This window comes from Streptomyces sp. BBFR51 (assembly GCF_044591655.1).
Classification (GTDB): Bacteria; Actinomycetota; Actinomycetes; order Streptomycetales; family Streptomycetaceae; genus Streptomyces.
This window is the reverse complement of record NZ_CP172448.1, coordinates 4,683,904-4,702,275: the sequence shown is the minus strand read 5'-3', so window position 1 is coordinate 4,702,275 and position 18,372 is coordinate 4,683,904. Positions and strand designations below refer to the sequence as shown.

15 protein-coding genes and 1 pseudogene are annotated in these 18,372 nt (G+C 74.0%); 6 read left to right on the top strand and 10 right to left on the bottom strand.

Annotation, left to right across the window (positions count from 1 at the left end):
• Positions 1–2: 2 nt before the first annotated feature.
• The 3 genes from ACGH7X_RS21530 to ACGH7X_RS21520 are packed head-to-tail and all read right to left on the bottom strand — an operon-like array spanning position 3 to position 3,771.
• On the bottom strand, positions 3–1,736 hold the full coding sequence (locus ACGH7X_RS21530; RefSeq protein ID WP_399887030.1) for an L-aspartate oxidase: 1,734 nt from the start codon (positions 1,734–1,736) through the stop codon (positions 3–5).
• Positions 1,733–2,743, bottom strand: a complete 1,011-nt coding sequence (panC, locus tag ACGH7X_RS21525) for a pantoate--beta-alanine ligase (RefSeq protein WP_399887029.1) — start codon at positions 2,741–2,743, stop codon at positions 1,733–1,735. The genes ACGH7X_RS21530 and panC overlap by 4 nt, the downstream gene beginning before the upstream one ends.
• Positions 2,740–3,771: a Rossmann-like and DUF2520 domain-containing protein gene (locus ACGH7X_RS21520; protein ID WP_399887028.1), complete on the bottom strand. Its 1,032-nt coding sequence runs from the start codon at positions 3,769–3,771 to the stop codon at positions 2,740–2,742. The genes panC and ACGH7X_RS21520 overlap by 4 nt, the downstream gene beginning before the upstream one ends.
• Before the next feature lie 201 nt (positions 3,772–3,972).
• Here ACGH7X_RS21520 and ACGH7X_RS21515 point away from each other — a divergent pair, with 201 nt between their 5' ends.
• Entirely contained in the window at positions 3,973–5,193 is a 1,221-nt protein-coding gene (locus tag ACGH7X_RS21515; protein WP_399887027.1) for a threonine aldolase family protein, read from the top strand.
• On the opposite strand, the gene ACGH7X_RS21510 is transcribed toward ACGH7X_RS21515, so the two are convergent.
• On the bottom strand, positions 5,167–5,382 hold the full coding sequence (locus tag ACGH7X_RS21510; protein ID WP_399887026.1) for a hypothetical protein: 216 nt from the start codon (positions 5,380–5,382) through the stop codon (positions 5,167–5,169). The two genes, ACGH7X_RS21515 and ACGH7X_RS21510, sit on opposite strands and share 27 nt — an antisense overlap.
• A 174-nt stretch (positions 5,383–5,556) precedes the next feature.
• Here ACGH7X_RS21510 and ACGH7X_RS21505 point away from each other — a divergent pair, with 174 nt between their 5' ends.
• Positions 5,557–6,663: a DUF5937 family protein gene (locus tag ACGH7X_RS21505; protein ID WP_399887025.1), complete on the top strand. Its 1,107-nt coding sequence runs from the start codon at positions 5,557–5,559 to the stop codon at positions 6,661–6,663.
• 22 nt (positions 6,664–6,685) lie between these two features.
• Here the strand turns inward: ACGH7X_RS21505 and ACGH7X_RS21500 are convergent.
• The 3 genes and pseudogenes from ACGH7X_RS21500 to ACGH7X_RS21490 form a co-directional block, all read right to left on the bottom strand.
• A pseudogene (locus ACGH7X_RS21500) lies at positions 6,686–7,326 on the bottom strand (ATP-binding protein).
• A 41-nt stretch (positions 7,327–7,367) separates the two neighbouring features.
• The gene (locus ACGH7X_RS21495) at positions 7,368–8,042 is read right to left on the bottom strand and encodes a response regulator (protein ID WP_399887024.1); all 675 of its coding nucleotides are present in this window, start codon (positions 8,040–8,042) and stop codon (positions 7,368–7,370) included.
• Between the two features lie 61 nt (positions 8,043–8,103).
• On the bottom strand, positions 8,104–9,309 hold the full coding sequence (locus ACGH7X_RS21490) for a sensor histidine kinase (protein ID WP_399887023.1): 1,206 nt from the start codon (positions 9,307–9,309) through the stop codon (positions 8,104–8,106).
• Positions 9,310–9,438: 129 nt separating this feature from the next.
• On the opposite strand from ACGH7X_RS21490, the gene ACGH7X_RS21485 reads away from it, so the two are divergent.
• Positions 9,439–10,527 (top strand): SAM-dependent methyltransferase, encoded by a 1,089-nt coding sequence (locus tag ACGH7X_RS21485; RefSeq protein ID WP_399887022.1) that lies wholly within the window; start codon positions 9,439–9,441, stop codon positions 10,525–10,527.
• Here the strand turns inward: ACGH7X_RS21485 and ACGH7X_RS21480 are convergent.
• Positions 10,492–11,643, bottom strand: a complete 1,152-nt coding sequence (locus ACGH7X_RS21480) for an NADH-quinone oxidoreductase subunit D (protein ID WP_399887021.1) — start codon at positions 11,641–11,643, stop codon at positions 10,492–10,494. The genes ACGH7X_RS21485 and ACGH7X_RS21480 overlap by 36 nt on opposite strands.
• A gap of 31 nt (positions 11,644–11,674) precedes the next feature.
• Here ACGH7X_RS21480 and ACGH7X_RS21475 point away from each other — a divergent pair, with 31 nt between their 5' ends.
• Both ACGH7X_RS21475 and ACGH7X_RS21470 read left to right on the top strand, forming a co-directional pair.
• On the top strand, positions 11,675–12,196 hold the full coding sequence (locus tag ACGH7X_RS21475) for a PH domain-containing protein (RefSeq protein ID WP_399887020.1): 522 nt from the start codon (positions 11,675–11,677) through the stop codon (positions 12,194–12,196).
• Positions 12,193–13,551 carry a PH domain-containing protein gene (locus ACGH7X_RS21470; protein WP_399887019.1) on the top strand — a complete coding sequence of 453 codons (1,359 nt, stop codon included), beginning with the start codon at positions 12,193–12,195 and terminating at the stop codon, positions 13,549–13,551. Before ACGH7X_RS21475 ends, ACGH7X_RS21470 begins: the two co-directional genes overlap by 4 nt.
• A gap of 56 nt (positions 13,552–13,607) precedes the next feature.
• Here the strand turns inward: ACGH7X_RS21470 and ACGH7X_RS21465 are convergent, their stop codons facing one another.
• Positions 13,608–14,960, bottom strand: a complete 1,353-nt coding sequence (locus ACGH7X_RS21465) for a hypothetical protein (protein ID WP_399887018.1) — start codon at positions 14,958–14,960, stop codon at positions 13,608–13,610.
• 124 nt (positions 14,961–15,084) lie between these two features.
• Positions 15,085–16,233, bottom strand: coding sequence for an alpha/beta hydrolase (locus tag ACGH7X_RS21460; RefSeq protein ID WP_399887017.1), 1,149 nt, complete (start codon positions 16,231–16,233; stop codon positions 15,085–15,087).
• A gap of 215 nt (positions 16,234–16,448) precedes the next feature.
• Here ACGH7X_RS21460 and ACGH7X_RS21455 point away from each other — a divergent pair, with 215 nt between their 5' ends.
• A complete protein-coding gene (locus ACGH7X_RS21455) occupies positions 16,449–18,251 on the top strand; it encodes a phosphatidylglycerol lysyltransferase domain-containing protein (RefSeq protein ID WP_399887016.1) in 1,803 nt (600 codons plus the stop codon).
• Positions 18,252–18,372: the final 121 nt, after the last annotated feature.

Sequence of the window (18,372 nt, the reverse complement as noted above, 5' to 3'; positions counted from 1 at the left end):
TGTCACTGCTCCTGGGGACGGTGCGTCGGCTGGGCGCCGTGGACGGTCGGGGGGAATTCTGGCGTGTCCGTGGTGTGCACGGCGAGGGTGCGGTCCGGGTTCAGCCGTACGACGATGTGGCGGCGCCACGTCGTGTCGTCGCGGTCCGCGTGGTCCTCGCGCCAGTGGCAGCCGCGGGTCTCCTCGCGCCGCGCCGCCGCGGCCACCAGGACGCGGGCCACGCACAGGAGGTTGGTGGCCTCCCAGGTGTCGACGCCGGGCTCGGACGTCTTGCCGTTGTCGTGCAGGGCCTCGCGGGCCTCGGTGTGGAGGTGGTGCAGCCGGTCGGCCGCCCGCGTGAGGGACTCGGCCGAGCGCAGGACGCCGGCGCCCTCGGTCATGATCCGCTGGATCGTGAGGCGGGCCTCGGACGGCAGCAGGGGGTGCGCCGGGTCCGCCGGGCGCGGAAGGGGGGCGGGCACGCGCGCGTGGAGGGTGCCGTCCGCGTGGCCCGCCGCGATGTCGGAGACGATCCGTTCGGCGTAGACCAGGCCCTCGAGGAGGGAGTTGGAGGCCAGGCGGTTGGCGCCGTGCACGCCGGTGCAGGCGACCTCGCCGCACGCGTAGAGGCCGGGGACCGTCGTACGGCCGTGGGCGTCGGTGCGGACGCCGCCGGAGGCGTGGTGGGCGGCCGGGGCGATCGGGATCGGCTCGGTGACCGGGTCGATGCCGTGGGCGCGGCAGGCGGCGAGGATCGTGGGGAAGCGGTTCTCCCACATCGCCGCGCCGAAGTGGCGGGCGTCCAGGTACATGTGCGCGGCGCCCTTTTCCTGCATGCGGCGCGTGATGCCCTTGGCGACGATGTCCCGTGGGGCCAGTTCGGCCAGTTCGTGCTGTCCCACCATGAAGCGCACGCCGTCCGCGTCCACCAGGTGGGCGCCCTCGCCGCGCACCGCCTCGGAGACCAGGGGCTGCTGGCCCTCGGCGTCCGGGCCCAGGAAGAGGACCGTGGGGTGGAACTGCAGGAATTCGAGGTCGCTGACCTCGGCGCCCGCGCGGAGGGCGAGCGCGACGCCGTCGCCGGTCGCGACGGAGGGGTTCGTCGTCGCCGAGAAGACCTGGCCCATGCCGCCGGTCGCCAGGACCACCGCGGGGGCGTGGACGGCCCCCACGCCGTCGTGCTGGCCCTCGCCCATGACGTGCAGGGTGACACCCGCGGTGCGGCCCTCGGCGTCCGTGAGGAGGTCGAGGACCAGGGCGTTCTCGACGGTGCGCACGCCATGCGCGCGTACCGCCTCCACCAGGGCGCGGGAGATCTCGGCGCCCGTGGCGTCGCCGCCGGCGTGGGCGATGCGGCGTCGGTGGTGACCGCCCTCGCGGGTGAGGGCCAGGCCGCCCTCGGTGGACTCGTCGAAGTGCGCGCCGGTCGCGATGAGGCGGCGTACGGCGTCGGGGCCCTCGGTGACCAGGATGCGGACCGCTTCCGCGTCGCACAGGCCCGCGCCGGCGACCAGGGTGTCGTCCAGGTGCTGCTCGGGGGTGTCGCCCTCGCCGAGGGCCGCGGCGACGCCGCCCTGCGCCCAGCGGGTGGAGCCGTCGTCGAGGCGGGCCTTGGTGACGACGACCGTGCGCAGGCCCGCGGCCTCGCAGCGCAGGGCCGCGGTGAGGCCGGCGACGCCGGAGCCGACGACCACCACGTCCGCGGCGAGGGCCCAGCCGGGCGCGGGGGCGTGCAGTCGTATGCCTGTGCTGGTCACGAGGCGGCTCCGAGGGGTCCGAAGGTCAGGTGGACGTTGTCGATCAGGCGGGTCGCGCCGACCCGGGCGGCGACGGCGAGGACGGCCTCGCCGGTGTGGTCGTCGTCGATCTCGGTGAAGTCGGACGGGTCGACCAGCGCGAGGTAGTCGAGCTCCAGCGGCGGATCGGCCTGGGCGGCGTCGTCCAGCACCAGGCGGGCGGCGGCCCGGACGGCCGTGGCGCTGCCCGGGGCGGACGTGGCGACGGCGTGGGCGTCCGCCGCGGCGCGGGACTCGCCCAGGGCGCTGAGCGCCTCGGCGCGCGCCTGGGTGGCGGGCACCTCGCGGGCCCGCGCGCACAGCGCCTCCTGCGCGGCGTGCCGGTCCAGGCCGGCGAAGAGCGCCTGGGAGAGCGCGAGGGCGGTACGGCGTTCCCGGGTCGAGAGGTAGCGGTTGCGGCTGGACAGGGCCAGGCCGTCCTCCTCGCGCACGGTGGGCACGCCGATGATCTCCACGCCGAAGTTCAGGTCGCGGACCATGCGGCGGATCAGGGCGAGCTGCTGGGCGTCCTTCTGTCCGTAGAGGGCGAGGTCGGGGCGGGTGAGGTGGAGCAGCTTGCCGACGACGGTGAGCATGCCGTCGAAGTGGCCGGGGCGGGAGGCGCCCTCCAGGCGTCCGCCCATGGGGCCGGCCGTGATGCGCACCTGGGGTTCGCCGCCCGGGTAGACCTCGCCGGCGGAGGGTGCGAAGACGGCGTCGGCGCCCGCCTGGCCGGCGATCCCCAGGTCGGCGTCCAGGGTGCGCGGGTAGCGGTCGAGGTCCTCGCCGGCGCCGAACTGCAGGGGGTTGACGAAGACGGTGACGACGACCTCGCCGTCCGGGCCCGCCAGATCGCGCGCCGCGCGGATCAGGGTGGCGTGGCCCTCGTGCAGGGCGCCCATGGTCATCACGACGGCCCGGCGGCCGTGACGCACGCGCGCGTGCAGCTCGTCGGCGGTGCGCAGGAGGGCGGGCGTGGTGGTGGTCATCGGGCGTCTCCCTCGGGGCCGTCGGTGCCCGGGTCCTCTTCGGTGCCGGTGGTGCCCGTGCTGCCCGTGCCGGTGGTGCCCGTGCCCGTGCTGCCGGTGGTGCCCGTGCTGCCCGTCGTGCCGTCGGCTCCGTCGGCGAGTACTCCGAGCAGGTCCTCGGCGAGTTCGGCCTTCAGCAGCCCGTGGTCCAGCGCCCGGTCCGCGGTCGCGCGGGCCATCGCCAGGTAGCCGGCGACGGCCTGCGGGGCGTGTGCGCGCAGCTCCACGATGTGCGCGGCGACCGTGCCCGCGTCCCCGCGCGCGACGGGGCCGGTGAGGGCCGCGTCACCGGAGCGCAGGGCGTTGTCGAGGGAGGCGCCCAGCAGCGGGCCGAGCATCCGGTCGGGGGCCTCCACGCCGGCCGTGCGCAGCAGCTCCATGGACTGCGCGACCAGGGTGATCAGGTGGTTGGACCCCAGCGCGAGAGCCGCGTGGTACAGCGGGCGCCTGTCCTCGGCGATCCACTCCGGCTCGCCGCCCATCTCGATGACCAGGGCCTCCGCCGCCAGCCGCAGCTCCTCGGGCGCGGTGACGCCGAAGGAGCAGCCGGCCAGGCGCTGGACGTCCACCGGGGTGCCGGTGAAGGTCATCGCCGGGTGCAGGGCCAGCGGCAGGGCGCCGGCGCGCAGCGCGGGGTCCAGGACCCTCGCGCCGTACCGCCCGGAGGTGTGCACCAGCAGCTGGCCCGGGCGCACCGCCCCGGTCTCGGCGAGCCCGGTCACCAGGCCGGGCAGGGCGTCGTCGGGAACGGTCAGCAGGACCAGCTCGGCATGGAGCAGGACCTCGGCGGGCGGCATGAGCGGCACGTCGGGGAGCAGGGCCGCGGCGCGCCTTCTGGAGGCGTCGGAGACCCCGGAGACGGCCACCGGGCGGTGCCCGGCGAGCTGCAGGGACGCGGCCAGCGCGGGGCCCACGCGTCCGGCGCCGACAACGCCTACGGTGAGCCGCGCGGGGCGGTCCTTGGGATCTGGCTGTGGGGTTGTGTTCACGCGACGGCGGCCTTCCCGTTCCAGTCCGCTCGGGGTACCGGACGATTTCTCGTCATGTTAACGCGATTGGTTCGGGCGACGTCCGGTTGTCCACAGGCTGTGGGTTTCCGTGCGGCTCGGGTGCACACACCACGCGCGCGTGTCGGTTCCTGTGGGGAAACCCGGGTGCCCGGCGGGCGGCCCGCGCGGCATGATCCCGGCATGAGCGATACGGCAGAGCAGGAGCAGGCGGACCAGGCAGAACCGGCGGAACCGGAGGAGCGGCGGCACCGGCGGCAGCGTGAGCGACGCGTGGCCGTCCACCGCGACGCGCGGCGCGTACTGGCCCGCCCGGGCTTCATCACGACCCTGCGGGAGCGCATCGCCCTGCTGGACGGGGCCGACGAGCTGTACGACCTCGACGCGCCGTCCGACATGTACGGCAACGGCATCGTGGAGGCCCTGGAGGAGAAGACCGCCGCCCTGCTCGGCGCCGAGGCCGCCGCCTTCTTCCCGACCGGCACCATGGCCCAGCAGGTGGCCCTGCGCTGCTGGGCGGGCCGCACCGGCAATCCGGTCGTCGCCCTGCACGGGCTCGGCCACCCCGAGATGCACGAGCGCAACGCCTTCAGCCGGGTCAGCGCACTGCACCCGGTACGGCTGACCGACGCGCCCCGGCCGCCGACCGCCGACGAGGTGCGCGACTTCGAGGAGCCGTTCGGGGCGCTGATGCTGGAGCTGCCGCTCAGGGAGGCCGGTTATCTGCTGCCCACCTGGGAGGAACTCACCGAGGTCGTCGAGGCCGCCCGGGAGCGCGACGCGGTGGTGCACTTCGACGGGGCCCGCCTGTGGGAGTGCACCGTCCACTTCGGCCGCCCGCTGGCCGAGATCGCCGGCCTGGCGGACAGCGTGTACGTCTCGTTCTACAAGTCCCTCAAGGGCTACGGCGGCGCCGCCCTGGCCGGTCCCCGGCCCCTGATCGAGGAGGCGAAGGCCTGGCGGCACCGGTACGGCGGCCAGCTGTTCCAGCAGTTCCCCACGGTGCTGTCCGCGCTGGCCGGCCTGGAGCGTGAGCTGCCCCGGCTGCCCGAGTACGTGACCCACGCGCGCGTGGTGGCCGCCGCGCTGCGCGAGGGCTTCGCCGAGGCAGGGCTGCCGTGGGCGCGGGTGCACCCGGAGGTGCCGCACACGCACGAGTTCCAGGTCTGGCTGCCCTGCGATCCCGACACGGCGGGCGAGGCCGCGCTGCGGCAGGGCGAGGAGACCGGGACGGTGCTCTTCTCCCGCGCCTGGGACGCGGCGGGCCCGGGGATCGCCGTCACCGAGGTCGGCGTGGAGGCGGCGGGCCTGGAGTGGACGGCCGACGACGTGAAGGCGGCGGTCGCCGACTTCGCGGCCAGGCTGGCCCTGGCCGGCTCAGCCCAGGGCGCGCGGCCACAGTGACCACCACCGGCGCAGGGCCCGGCGTACGCGGCCGTGTGCGGGGCGGCCGGCGAGCACGGCCTGGAACTGGCGGCGGTCGTGCCATTCGCGCACGACCTGCCGGTCGTGGGTGCCGGGCGCCGGCGGCGCGGGCTCGCCGAGCTGCCGGGCACGGTAGGTGTCGAGGAGGTACTGCTGCGTGATGCTCATGGCGGATCGCCTTCTCATGGAGACGTGAAGCGAGAGGTGGAAGTGAGGAAGGGACGGGTTCCGCGGCTGCCCCGGTGGTCCCAGCCTGCTCCGCCACGGCTGCGCGGTCGCGCCGATTGACGACGGCGGTCAATCGGCGGCGGCGTTGTCGGTGGCGGCGTGCACCATGGGGGCATGAGCGTGCGCATCGACATCGCGGGGCTGCGGCCGGAGAGGATCGCCGTCGTGCCCTCACCCCTGGCCGAGCTGGGCATGGCGCTGCACGCGCTGTCCGAGCCGGGGCACCACCCGGGCCTCCAGGGCTGGGCGACGGGCGTGACCGCCCGGCTCGACTCGCATCTGGCCGACCGGATGTGCGAGGCCGACTTCCTGTGGCGGACGACCTTCTCGGACCTGTTCATGCCGTTCGCCGGCGTGCCCGGCCGCAGCACCCTGCCCGGCGCCACCCTCGCCGACGACCTGGACCTGCTCGACAAGCTGTCCGACGAGCAGTTCGTGGACGCGGCCCTGGAGTTCACCTGCGCGCTGCCGTACAGCACCGGTGGGGTCTCGGCGCTCGACGACCCCGAGGTGCGCCGGCGCGCGCTGGACCTGGCCGCGGCGCGCGGACCGCAGCAGCTGCGGTTCAGCGAGCGGCTGCTGGCGGATCCGCCGCGGATCCGGGACTGGCTGCGGCAGTTCGCGCGGGACTGCGACGAGGCGTTCTTCGCCGAGACCTGGTCCCGGCTGCGCCACCAGCTCGCGGCGGACGCCCGTCACAAGACGGACCTGCTGCGCCACAAGGGCCTCGCGGAGACGCTGGCCGCCGTGTCCCCGGCGGTGACGCTGGAGGAGGGCGCCGCGCGGATCACGGTCGACAAGCTGGGCGACGGCCGTTCGGCGACGGCGGACGGCGGCCTCCTGCTCGTCCCGACCAGCCTGGGCTGGCCGCACCTGATGGTCCTGCACCGGCACGGCTGGCAGCCGGTGCTGCACTACCCCGTCGGCTCCCCCGAGCTGGTGTCGCCGCCCTCGGTCGAGCAGCTCACGATGCGGATGACCGCGCTGTCCCACCCGGTCCGGATGCGGATCTGCCGGTACCTGGCCCGCAGCGCGTACACGACGGGCGAGCTGGCGCAGGTGCACGGCATGACGGCCCCCGAGATATCCCGGCACCTGGGCGTCCTGAAGAAGGCCGGGCTGATCACCACCCGCCGCCGCGGGCGGTACGTGCTGCACCAGCTGGACGTCACGGTCGTGGCCCGGCTGGGCAGCGACTTCCTGGAGGGGATCCTGCGGTAGCCCCGCACCGGGCCGTGAGCGGTCAGTCGGTCCGGATGTGCCGGATCCCGACCCCCGCCTGCCGCAGCCGGGTGCGCAGCGCGCCCTCGTTGTTGGGCTTCAGGGTGAGTCCCGCCAGGACGGCGATCCGGTCGGCGGTCTTCGGGACGGTCGTGTGGTCCGTCCACAGATGCTCGGCGAACTCCGGCTCGGCCAGCCGCTCCAGGCAGTGGTCGAGCTGCCGCACGGCCCAGCTCTCGCCGCGCGGCCCGGGCCGCTTCCCGCCGACGTGGCGCAGAAGGTGCCCGAGGCCGCGCTCGCGCAGCCGCCGCAGGACGGTCTCGCGTTCGGCGAGGAGGCTGAAGTGGTGGACGTCGTGGCCCAGTTCGCGCAGTCGCCCGACGGTCTCGGCGAAGTATCCGGAGTCGGTGACCGTCATGGGCGCGATGACCACGCCGTCGTGCTGGGTGAGGGCCAGGTCCAGCACCTCCACGACGCCCTGCCGCCAGGAGGCCAGATCCTGGAAGTCCGCCCGCAGTTCGGGCGGCAGCATGCGGCGCAGACCGAAGCCTGCGTGCTCGGGGTCGCAGACGACGCTGCCGGGGAGCCGACGCCGTATCTCGTGCGCAGGCAGCGACTGGACGGATCGCCGCCCCCGAAGGGGCCGTTGATCCACAGGAGCATGCGCAGACCCTACCGAAGCGGGGCCCTGCGCGAAGCCCCCGTCAGCCCTGCCCCCCACCGGCCCGCACCAGCCCCGTCTCGTAGGCCAGGACCACCACCTGCACGCGGTCGCGCAGGCCCAGCTTGGTCAGGATGCGGCCCACGTGCGTCTTCACGGTCGCCTCGGACAGCACGAGCCGCGCCGCGATCTCCCCGTTGGACATGCCCTGCGCCACCAGCCCCATCACCTCCCGCTCCCGCTCGGTGAGCCGCTGGAGCTCCTTGTGCCGGGGCTCCTGGCCGGTGGCCGGCAGCATCGGCGCGAACCGGTCCAGGAGCCGCCGGGTGGTGGAGGGGGCGACCACCGCGTCGCCGCTGTGCACGGAGCGGATCGCGGCGAGCAGCTCGCCGGGCGGCACGTCCTTGAGCATGAAGCCGGAGGCACCCGCCTTCAGTGCCGAGAAGGCGTACTCGTCGAGGTCGAAGGTGGTCAGGATCAGCACCTTCGGCGCGTTCGGGTCGACGCAGATCCGGCCGGTGGTCTCGACGCCGTCGAGCTTGGGCATGCGGACGTCCATGAGGACCACGTCCACGGTGGTCGAGCGCAGCACCTGGAGGGCCTCGACGCCGTCCCCCGCCTCCGCGACGACCTCCATGTCCGGCTGGGCCGCCAGCACCATCCGGAACCCGGTGCGCAGCAGCACCTGGTCGTCGACGAGCATCACGCGGATCGCCATCGGGCCTCTTCTTCCGTTGCCTTACAGGTGTCAATGCCGTACGTGCGTACGGGCACGGTGGTCAGTGTGCGGGCTTCAGCGGCAGCAGCGCACTGATGCGGAATCCTCCGCCCGGACGCGGGCCCGCGTCCAGGGTGCCGCCGACCATGCCGATCCGCTCGCGCATGCCGATCAGGCCGTGACCCTGGCCGTCGAAGCCGCCCTCCTCGTACAGCTCGTGCGGGGCGCCCTTGCCGTCGTCCTCGATGAGCAGCCCGAGACCGTCGTCGAAGTAGACAAGGCGCACGCTCGCGCCCGCGTTCTCCCCGCCGTGCTTACGGGTGTTGGTGAGCGCCTCCTGCACGATGCGGTACGCGGTCAGCTCCACGCCGCTGGGCAGCTGCCTGGGGGTGCCCTCGACCTTGAAGTCGACGGGCAGCCCGGAGGTGCGGCACTGCTCGACGAGGTCCTCGATCTGCTGGACGTCGGGCTGCGGGACGTACTCGCCGGCCTCCTTGTGCTCGCCGGTGCGCAGCACGCCCAGCAGGCGGCGCATCTCCGCGAGGGCCTGGCGGCCGGTGGAGGAGATGGTCTCCAGGGCCTTCTTCGCCTGGTCGGGGGCCGCGTCCAGGACGTAGGCGGCGCCGTCGGCCTGCACCACCATGACGGAGACGTTGTGCGCGACGACGTCGTGCAGCTCGCGCGCGATCCGGGCGCGCTCGGCGGCGACCGCGACCTTTGCCTGCGCCTCGCGCTCCTTCTCCAGCCGGGCGGCCCGCTCCTCCAACTGCGCGAAGTAGGCGCGGCGGGTGCGGATGGAGTCGCCGAGCACCCAGGCGAGCGCGAACGGCACGGCCTGGAAGACCGTCACGGCGACGGTGGTCCCCATGCCCAGTTCGCTGTCGGCCCAGCGCAACTGGGCGAGGGGCGCCGCGCACAGGCCCGTGGCCAGCGCGGTGCGGGAGGCCCAGCGGGCGCCGGTCGCGGCGACGGTGTAGATGATCACCAGGAACGCGAAGTCGGCGGGCATCGTCGAGACGTCGAGCGCCAGTTGTCCCACGCCGAGCGCGACGGCGAGCAGCAGCATCCGCTCCGGCGCCCGCTGGCGCAGCGCGATCACGAAGCTGAGCAGCACCACGAAGGGCAGGATCAGCGCCAGGTTGTCCGTCCCGTCCGCCCGCGTCCCCGGGGTCGCGGCAGAGACCGCGGAGATTCCGAGCACGACGAGGGCCCAGAAGGTGTCGACCCCGGTCGGGTGTCTGCGGAGGAAATCGTAGAGGCGCTGCACGTAACCCAGCGTAGGGAAGCGGAATAGGTGCAGGGGTCAACCGGAGGGCCGATCCGCATCCCCCGCGCATACTCCGCAAGGTGGAGGCTCCGATCTTCTGTGCACTTCCGTGCCCCCTAGCCTGGGCCTGTGACACCAGGGACGGCAGGGTTCAGCGGGGCCCCTCAGGCGCACGGGGATTGGCGGGGCTGGCGGGAGGCCACGCGGGAGGCCCTCTACGGACCGGAGGGTTTCTACCGCGCGGGCCCCGAGGGACCGGCCGGACATTTCCGCACGTCCGTGCACGCCTCGCCGCTGTTCGCCGGGGCCGTGGCGCGGCTGCTGTGCCGGGTCGACCGGGCGCTGGGGCGGCCCGCGTCGCTGGACTTCGTGGACATGGCAGCCGGACGGGGCGAGCTGGTCACCGGCGTGCTGGCCGCCCTGCCCGCCGACGTGGCCGCCCGCACGCGCGCGTACGCCGTCGAGGTCGCCGGCCGCCCGGAGGGGCTGGACGCGCGGATCCAGTGGCTCCGGGAGCCGCCGGACGGCGTCAGCGGGCTGCTGTTCGCCAACGAGTGGCTGGACAACGTGCCGGTGGAGGTGGCGGAGGTGGACGCCGCGGGCGTGGCACGGCGGGTACTCGTCCGGGGCGACGGGACCGAGCGGCTAGGGGAGCCGGTGGCCGGGGCGGAGGCCCGGTGGCTGGCCCGGTGGTGGCCGCTGCCCGGGGAGGAGGGGCTGCGGGCGGAGATCGGGCTGCCCCGCGACGAGGCCTGGGCGACCGCCGTGGCGGCCCTGGACGGCGGTCTCGCGGTGGCGGCCGACTACGCGCACACCGCGGCCGCCCGCCCCCCGTTCGGGACGCTCACCGGCTTCCGGGCGGGGCGGGAGACCCTCCCGGTGCCGGACGGGTCGTGCGACCTCACCGCGCATGTCGCGCTGGACGCGTGCGCGGCGGCCCACGCAGCGAGGTGCGCTCCGGATCGCACGCCCCCCGATGCACTCACGCGCCCCCAGCGCGAGGCCCTGCGCGCCCTCGGTGTCACGGGCGCACGCCCCCCGCTCGCGCTGGCCTCCAGCGACCCGGCGGCGTACGTGCGCGCCCTCGCGAGCGCCTCCGAGGCCGCCGAACTGACCGGGCCGGGCGGTCTGGGGGACTTCCTGTGGCTGCTCCAGCCGGTGGGGGCCCTCGACGCCGCCGCGCTACTTGTCGATGTCGCCGACCACGAAGAACAGTGACCCCAGGATCGCCACCATGTCCGCGACCAGCGTGCCGGGCAGCAGTACCGCCAGCGCCTGGATGTTGTTGAACGAGGCCGAGCGCAGCTTCAGCCGGTACGGGGTCTTCTCGCCCTTGCTGACCAGGTAGTAGCCGTTGATGCCGAGCGGGTTCTCGGTCCAGGCGTACGTGTGGCCCTCGGGCGCCTTCAGCACCTTCGGGAGCCGCTGGTTGACCGGTCCGGGCGGCAGCTCGGCCAGGCGGTCCAGGCAGGCGTCGGCGAGGTCGAGGGCGTTGTGGGTCTGCTCCAGGAGGACCTCGAAGCGGGCCAGGCAGTCGCCCTCGGTCCGGGTGACGACCTTCAGGGTGTCCTGGAGTTCGCCGTAGGCGAGGTAGGGCTCGTCGCGGCGCAGGTCGAAGTCGACGCCGGAGGCGCGCGCGATCGGGCCGCTGACACCGTAGGCGTGCACGGCCTCGGCGGCGAGGGCGCCCACGCCCCGCGTACGCCCCCGGAAGATCTCGTTGCCGAGCACCAGGTCGTCGAAGACGTCCATGCGCGAGCGCACGGCGGCGACGGCGGCACGCGCGCGGGTGGTCCAGCCCGCCGGCAGGTCCTCCTTGAGGCCGCCGACGCGGTTGAACATGTAGTGCATGCGCCCCCCGGACACCTCCTCCATGACGTTCTGGAGGACCTCCCGCTCCCGGAAGGCGTAGAAGACCGGGGTGATGCCGCCCAGCTCCAGCGGGTACGAGCCCAGGAACATCAGGTGGTTGAGCACGCGGTTCAGCTCCGCGAGGAGCGTGCGCGTCCACACCGCGCGCGTGGGGACCTCCATGCCGAGCATCCGCTCGACGGCGAGGACGACACCCAGCTCGTTGGAGAACGCCGACAGCCAGTCGTGGCGGTTGGCGAGCATGATGATCTGACGGTAGTCACGGGCCTCGAACAGCTTCTCCGCGCCGCGGTGCATGTAGCCGATCACGGGCTCCGCACTCGTGATGCGCTCGCCGTCCAGGACCAGCTTGAGGCGCAGCACGCCGTGCGTGGACGGGTGCTGGGGTCCGATGTTGAGCACCATGTCGGTGCTCTCCGCGGCACCGCCGATGCCGACCGTGGTCTCCGTCGTAGGAGTCATGAACACAGTCTCCCCTACGTACGCTGGGCGCATGGAGACGGGGAGCCCGGACGACCCGGGCACGGCGGGGGCGACGAAGGCGGCACCGGGCGAGCCGGTGTGGACCGGCCTGCCGCCGGGACTGCTCCACCTGCGGCGGCTGTTGCTGGTGGTGTGGCTGGGGCTGCTGACGCTCGCCGCGGGCCTGCTGCCCGGACTGTTCCTGGGCCCCTTCTGGGCCGCCCTGGCGGCGCTGCCGCTGGCCCTGCTGGCCTGGGGCTGGGTGATGCTGGGGCGCAACTGGCGCTCCTGGCGGTACGCCGAGCGCGCCGACGACCTGCTGATCAGCCGGGGTGTGCTGTGGCGGGAGGAGACCGTCGTCCCGTACGGGCGGATGCAGCTGGTCGAGGTGACCTCCGGACCGGTCGAGCGGCACTTCGGCCTGGCCAGCGTGCAACTGCACACGGCCGCCGCCGCGACCGACGCGACCATCCCCGGTCTCGTCCCGGCCGAGGCGGAGCGCCTGCGCGACCGCCTCACCGAACTGGGCGAGGCCCGATCGGCGGGGCTGTGACCGGGCCCGGGGCCGAGGGCGGTACGAGAGAGGCGAAGAACCGCACGCCCCCGCTCCCGGACGGCGTCGTCGAGCGGCGGCTGCATCCCGTCACGCCCCTGCGGCGGGCGTGGGCGCCGGTCGCCGTGCTCGTCGGGTGGGCCGTGCACGATCCGGACCAGGCCCAGCGCCAGCTGACCCGGCTGACCACGACCCACCTGCTGATCGGCCTCGCCGTGCTGATCCCGGCCGCCGCCCTGTACGGCTTCCTGACCTGGTGGTTCACCCACTTCGCGGTGACCGACACCGAGCTGCGCATCCGTACCGGGCTGCTCTTCCGGCGCACCGCGCACATCCGCCTCGAACGCATCCAGGCCATCGACGTCACCCAGCCCCTGCTGGCCCGTGTCGCGGGGGTCGCCAAACTCAAACTCGACGTCATAGGCACCGGCAAGAAGGACGAACTGGCCTTCCTGGGCGCCGACGAGGCGCGTGCGCTGCGGGCCGAGCTGCTCGCGCGGGCGGCCGGTTTCGCGCCCGAGACCGCGCAGGAGGTCGGCGAGGCCCCCGCCCGGCAGCTGCTGCGGGTGCCGCCCGGCGTCCTCGCCGTCTCGCTGCTGCTGACCGGCGCGACCTGGGGCACTCTGCTGGCCGCCGCCGTCGTACCGACGCTGCTGTGGCTGGCCACCCACAACCTGTGGACGGTGCTGGCGACCGCCTTGCCGCTGGTGGGTGCCGCGGGCGCGAGCAGCGCGGGCCGGTTCGTCGGGGAGTACGACTGGACGGTCGCCGAGTCCCAGGACGGGCTCCGCATCGACCACGGACTGCTGGACCGCACCCACGAGACGGTGCCGCCCGGCCGGGTGCAGACCGTGCGGATCGTGGAGCCGCTGCTGTGGCGGCGCCGCGGCTGGGTGCGGGTGGAGCTGGACGTGGCCGGATCGTCGAACTCCGTACTGCTGCCGGTCGCCCCGCGCGAGATCGCCGAGTCGGTCGTCGCACGCGTGCTGCCCGGAGTGAGCGTGCCCGCGGGTCCGGTGCTGTCGCGCCCGCCCCGGCGGGCGGCGCGGTGCAGGCCGCTGTGGTGGCGGGGCTACGGACTCGCCGTCACCGACACGGTCTTCGCCGCCCGGTACGGACTGCTGCGCCGCAGCCTGGCACTCGTGCCACATGCCAAGGTCCAGAGCGTCCGCCTGACCCAGGGGCCCTGGCGGCGGGCCCTGCGGCTGGCCGACGTACGGGTGGACACGGGCGCGAACAAGACCGTGACCGCGCGGCTGCGGGACGCCGACGAGGCGGCGGAGCTGCTGCGGAGCCAGGCGGAACGGTCCCGGACCGGGCGCCGGGACGCGCTGCCGGACCGGTGGATGGCCTGAGACGGACCCCGCCGCCCCCGCCCCCCTGCCGACCCCGCCGACCCCGCCGACCGCGGTCAGGACACCGCGCTGCGCAGCCCCTGTACGTCGATCTGCTCGGTCTCGTCGTGGGCCGTCAGGTCGATGACCTGGCCCACCCCCCGGGACTCCTCGCCGGCCGGCTTGAAGGAGGCCTCGGCCTCCGCCTTGTGCAGGGCGAGCGCCTCCTGGCCGACCACGTCGGCGAGGTCCTCGTTCTGGACGGTCTCCAGGGCGTCGGACGAGACCGCCCCGTCCGCCGCGTCCCCGGGGGCCTTCGTGCCGAAGAAGTCGAAGCCGCCCTCCGCCGGCTGACGCCGCGCCGGAGCCGCCGGTACGACGGCCACCGCGGTCGGCACCGTGAAGTGCCCGTCGGTCCGCCGGGTCGGCTGGTGGGTCTGGGTGGGCTGCGCGGGCCGCTCGCCGGACTGCGTCGTCGGGGAGGCGGCGGCGGTGCGCTCGTGTCCGTCGGCCGCCTCGGGCTGCCCCTGCGCCTCGTCCTCCTGCGCCGCCTCGGCCTCGGCCGCGCTCTCACCGCCGCCGCCCTTGCCGCCGCCGTCCCCACCGTCTCCGTCGTCTCCGTCGTCGTGACCGTCGTCGGAGGCGTCGCGGGCGTCGTCGTCACCGTCGTCGGAGGCGTCGCGGGCGTCGTCCCGGTCGTCACCGTCCGGGCCGGCGGGCTTGTCCTCGTCGAAGCGTGCCAGCGCCGCGTTCGCGCGCAGGAACAGCCGGGACCCCTCGGGCGAGAAGACCGCGGGAGCCTCTTCGGCGTCCCCGCTCTCCTCGCCCGCCACCTCGTCCGTCGCCTCGCTCGTCTCGTCGTTCGTCTCGCCGTTGGTGTCCTCGTGGGCGTCCTCGGCGGCCGGGATGCCGTCCTCGGCCTCCGAGTCCTGCTCCGGGGCCGGTCGAGCCGCCGGCAGCGCGGGCGCCTGCGGCGCGGCCTCTATCTCGAGCAGGCGGCGGCCCTCCAGCGCACTGGCGCGCTCGGTCTCCGCCGTGGCGTAGCGCCGCAGCAGCGAGGCGTGCTCGTTGCGCAGGCCCGCCAGCTCGGTGCGCTTGGCCCGCAGCCGGTGCTCCAGCTTCTGCCGCAGCTCGCGCGACTCCTCCAGGTCGGACTCCAGTTCGGCGACCCGTTCCTCGAAACGCCACTCGTCACTGGCCCGCGCGCGCGTGAGGTCGGCGACGCGCCTGCCCGCCTGGGCGTCCCAGTGCCGCATGACGACCGCGCCGACGACGGCCGTCACCGCGGCGGCCGCGGCCAGCACGCGAAGGATCGTGGTCTCGCTGAACACCCAGGGGCCGAGGGCGCAGACGACGGAGACGCCTGCGATCGCCGACGGAGGAAGCAGCCTGTGCAGAGGCGGGGAATGGCGGTGACGTCCACGTGGCATGGCCAGAAACTTACCGCGCGTAGGCGAATCTTGGCGCCCCGCCCCGTAAAAACACCGCCATCTCCGACGCGTTCACACGGGATCAGGAATCCACAAGCCCGACGACGGGTGAATTAATCCATGATCATTTCTGTCGTCCGCCCAGCCGCTCGCCCAGCCACCGCAGCGTCGCGGGAATCTCACGCCGCCAGGTATTGAAGTTGTGCCCGCCGCTTTCCAGGATGATCGACGAGATCCGCGTCGGCTTCTTGTCCTTCACCAGCTCAATGAACTTCAGCGTGTCCTTGTAGTTCGTCTCGCCCACCTTGCTGCTGGTGACGAGCAGTGAAGTGTCCGGCGCGGGCGTGTTCTCGAGATACCACCGCAGGTCGGCCCGGTTCCTGCGCGCCGTGTCGCCCTGGAAGAGGTCGCCCGTGGTGGGGTCGCTCGGCGCGTCGTAGTACGCGGACAGCCCCGCCCCGGCGGCGTACACCTCCGGATGGTGCGCGGCGAGTTTCAGCGCGCAGTAGCCCCCGGTCGAGTTGCCGACGACGCCCCAGCTTCCCGGCCCCCGGTCCACCCGGTAATGAGCCGTGACGGCCTCGGGAAGATCCTTCGCGAAGAACGACTCCGTCTGCGGCCCGCCCGGCACGTCCACGCACTCCGTGTCGCGCGGCGGCGCCACCGTGGGCCGCAGCATCACCAGGATCATCGGCCGCATCCGGCCGGACTTCGCCAGCTCCAGCGCCGTACGCGGATAGCGGAGCTTGTCCACCAACGCCTCGGCGGTGCCCGGATAACCGGTCAGCACCACCGCCGCGGGAAACGTACGGCCCCGGTTTCGCGCCTGGAAGTACTCCGGCGGCAGATACACGTACGCGGGCGCCGCGATCCGCGTCGTACGGCCGACGACCCGTATCTCCTCGACCCGCCCCGCGACTTCGGGCCGCGTCGAGCCCGCCCGGGTCACCCGCCGGTCGCCGACGACCCGCAGCGGCGCGCCGGTGTCACCGATGACACCGGCGTCACCGGCGGAGTGGTCGACGACGATCCCCTGGCCGTCCTCCCGGCCGAACAGGTCGGCCCAGCTGCCGTAGAACCCGAAGGACTGGTTGGCGACCAGCCCCACCGCCGCGAAGAGGGCCAGCTGGGTCGCGAACAGCAGGCCCACCCGCCCGAGTACCGCCCGCACACTCGGCCGCGCCAGCCGCGGCCACAGCCACACCGTGCAGGCGAACAGCAGCACGCCGGCCAGTACCGCCACTGCCAGCACCTTGTCGCTCGTCAGACCCATGCCTTGCTACCGCCCGCGCTCTTCCACGCATCCGTGCGGACCCTCCGCCCGGACCGCCCTTCCGGGCTTTTCGATCAAGGGGAGTGAACCTGTCCCCCCAAGACACCGTCCTAGAGGGCGCAATGTCGCCGGATGCCCGAAACGGGCCCGGATCCACGATCTCTCGGATCTCTCGCGGAACTACAGGTGCGATGTCTGTCAGGACAGATGAGGAAATGTCGGGTGCGGTTCCGACGAGGCCCACCAGCGTGCGTCGCGTGCTGCGCGGCCCCCGCCCGGCGAACGTGCCGCTCCTCGTCGGCCGCGCCTGCGCGCTCGTCGGCCTGCTGGACATCGCCGCAGGCGTCTTCCCGCGCTTCAGGCACAGCCGTATGCACGCCCTCGCCGAGGTGCTGCCGGGCGCGTTCGGCCCGTTCGCCGCGGCCCTCTCGCTCAGCGCCGGCGTCCTGCTCCTGCTGCTCGCGCACGGCCTCAGGCGCCGCAAGCGCCGGGCGTGGCGGGCGGCGGTGGCCCTCCTCCCGGTGGGCGCCGTCGCACAGTTCAGCTACCGCCACTCGCTCCTCGGCGTGCTGCTCACCCTCGTCCTGCTCGCACCGCTGCTGCGCCACCGCGACCAGTTCGCGGCCCTGCCCGACCCGCGCAGCCGCTGGCGGGCCCTGGCCAACCTCGTCCTCATGAGCGCCGGTTCCGTCCTGCTCGGCCTGCTGGTCGTCAACGCCCACCCGCACCGCATGCTCGGCGACCCGAGCCTGGCCGACCGCATCACCCACGTCCTCTACGGCCTGTTCGGCGTGGAGGGCCCGGTCGACTACCGGGGCACCACCTCCTGGACGGTCGCCTTCTCCCTGGGCGCGCTCGGCCTGCTGACCGCCATCACCACCGTCTACCTGGCCTTCCGCCCCGAACACCCGGCCGCGCGCCTCACCGAGGACGACGAGACGCGGCTGCGCGCCCTGCTGGCCAGACACGGCGGCCGGGACTCCCTCGGCCACTTCGCGCTGCGCCGCGACAAGGCCGTCGTCTTCTCCCCCAGCGGCAAGGCGGCGGTCACCTACCGCGTGGTCTCCGGCGTGATGCTGGCCAGCGGCGACCCGATCGGCGACGTCGAGGCCTGGCCGGGCGCCATCGAACGCTTCATGGACGAGGCCCACGCCCACTCCTGGACCCCGGCCGTCATGGGCTGCTCCGAGACCGGCGGCGAGGTGTGGACCCGCGAGACCGGGCTCGACGCCCTCGAACTGGGCGACGAGGCGGTGGTGGACGTCGCGGATTTCTCCCTGGCCGGCCGCGCGATGCGCAATGTGCGCCAGATGGTCAAGCGCATCGAGCGCGCCGGTTACGAGACCCGGGTACGACGCGTGGCTGACCTCTCCGACGCCGAACTGGACCGCGTCCGCCGCGCCGCCGACGCGTGGCGCGGCACCGACACCGAGCGCGGCTTCTCCATGGCCCTGGGCCGCGTCGGCGACCCCGCCGACGGGGACTGCCTGATCGCGACGGCACACAAGCAGGACGACGAGCCGGGCGAGTACGGCGACCTCAAGGCGATCCTGCACTTCGTGCCGTGGGGCACGGACGGGGTGTCCCTGGACCTCATGCGCCGCGACCGCGCGGCCGACCCCGGCATGAACGAACTCCTGATCGTGGCCGCGCTCCAGGCCGCCCCGAAGCTGGGCATCGCGCGCATCTCGCTGAACTTCGCCATGTTCCGCGCGGCGCTGGCGCGCGGCGAGAAGATCGGCGCGGGCCCGGTCCTCCGCGTCTGGCGCGGACTCCTGGTCTTCCTCTCCCGGTGGTTCCAGATCGAGTCCCTGTACAAGTTCAACGCCAAGTTCCGTCCCCGGTGGGAGCCGCGCTTCGTCGTCTACCGCGCCTCGGCCGACCTCCCCCGCATCGGCTTCGCCGCGATGCAGGCCGAGGGGTTCGTCACCCTCGCGGTGCCGCTGCCGCGGTTCCTGCGCCGCCGGGCACCCGTGCGGCGGCCCTGCGGGCACGGGGTGACCGAGCGGGCGGCGTGAGGGTCCGGAGCGGGGCCGGGCGGGCGGGGAGAGGGGGGTGAGGCCGTGCACGGTCCGGCGGGTCCCGGTCGCCCGACCCGCACCGGTCGCCGCAGGTGTCCCGCCCACTGGGCCTACGCTG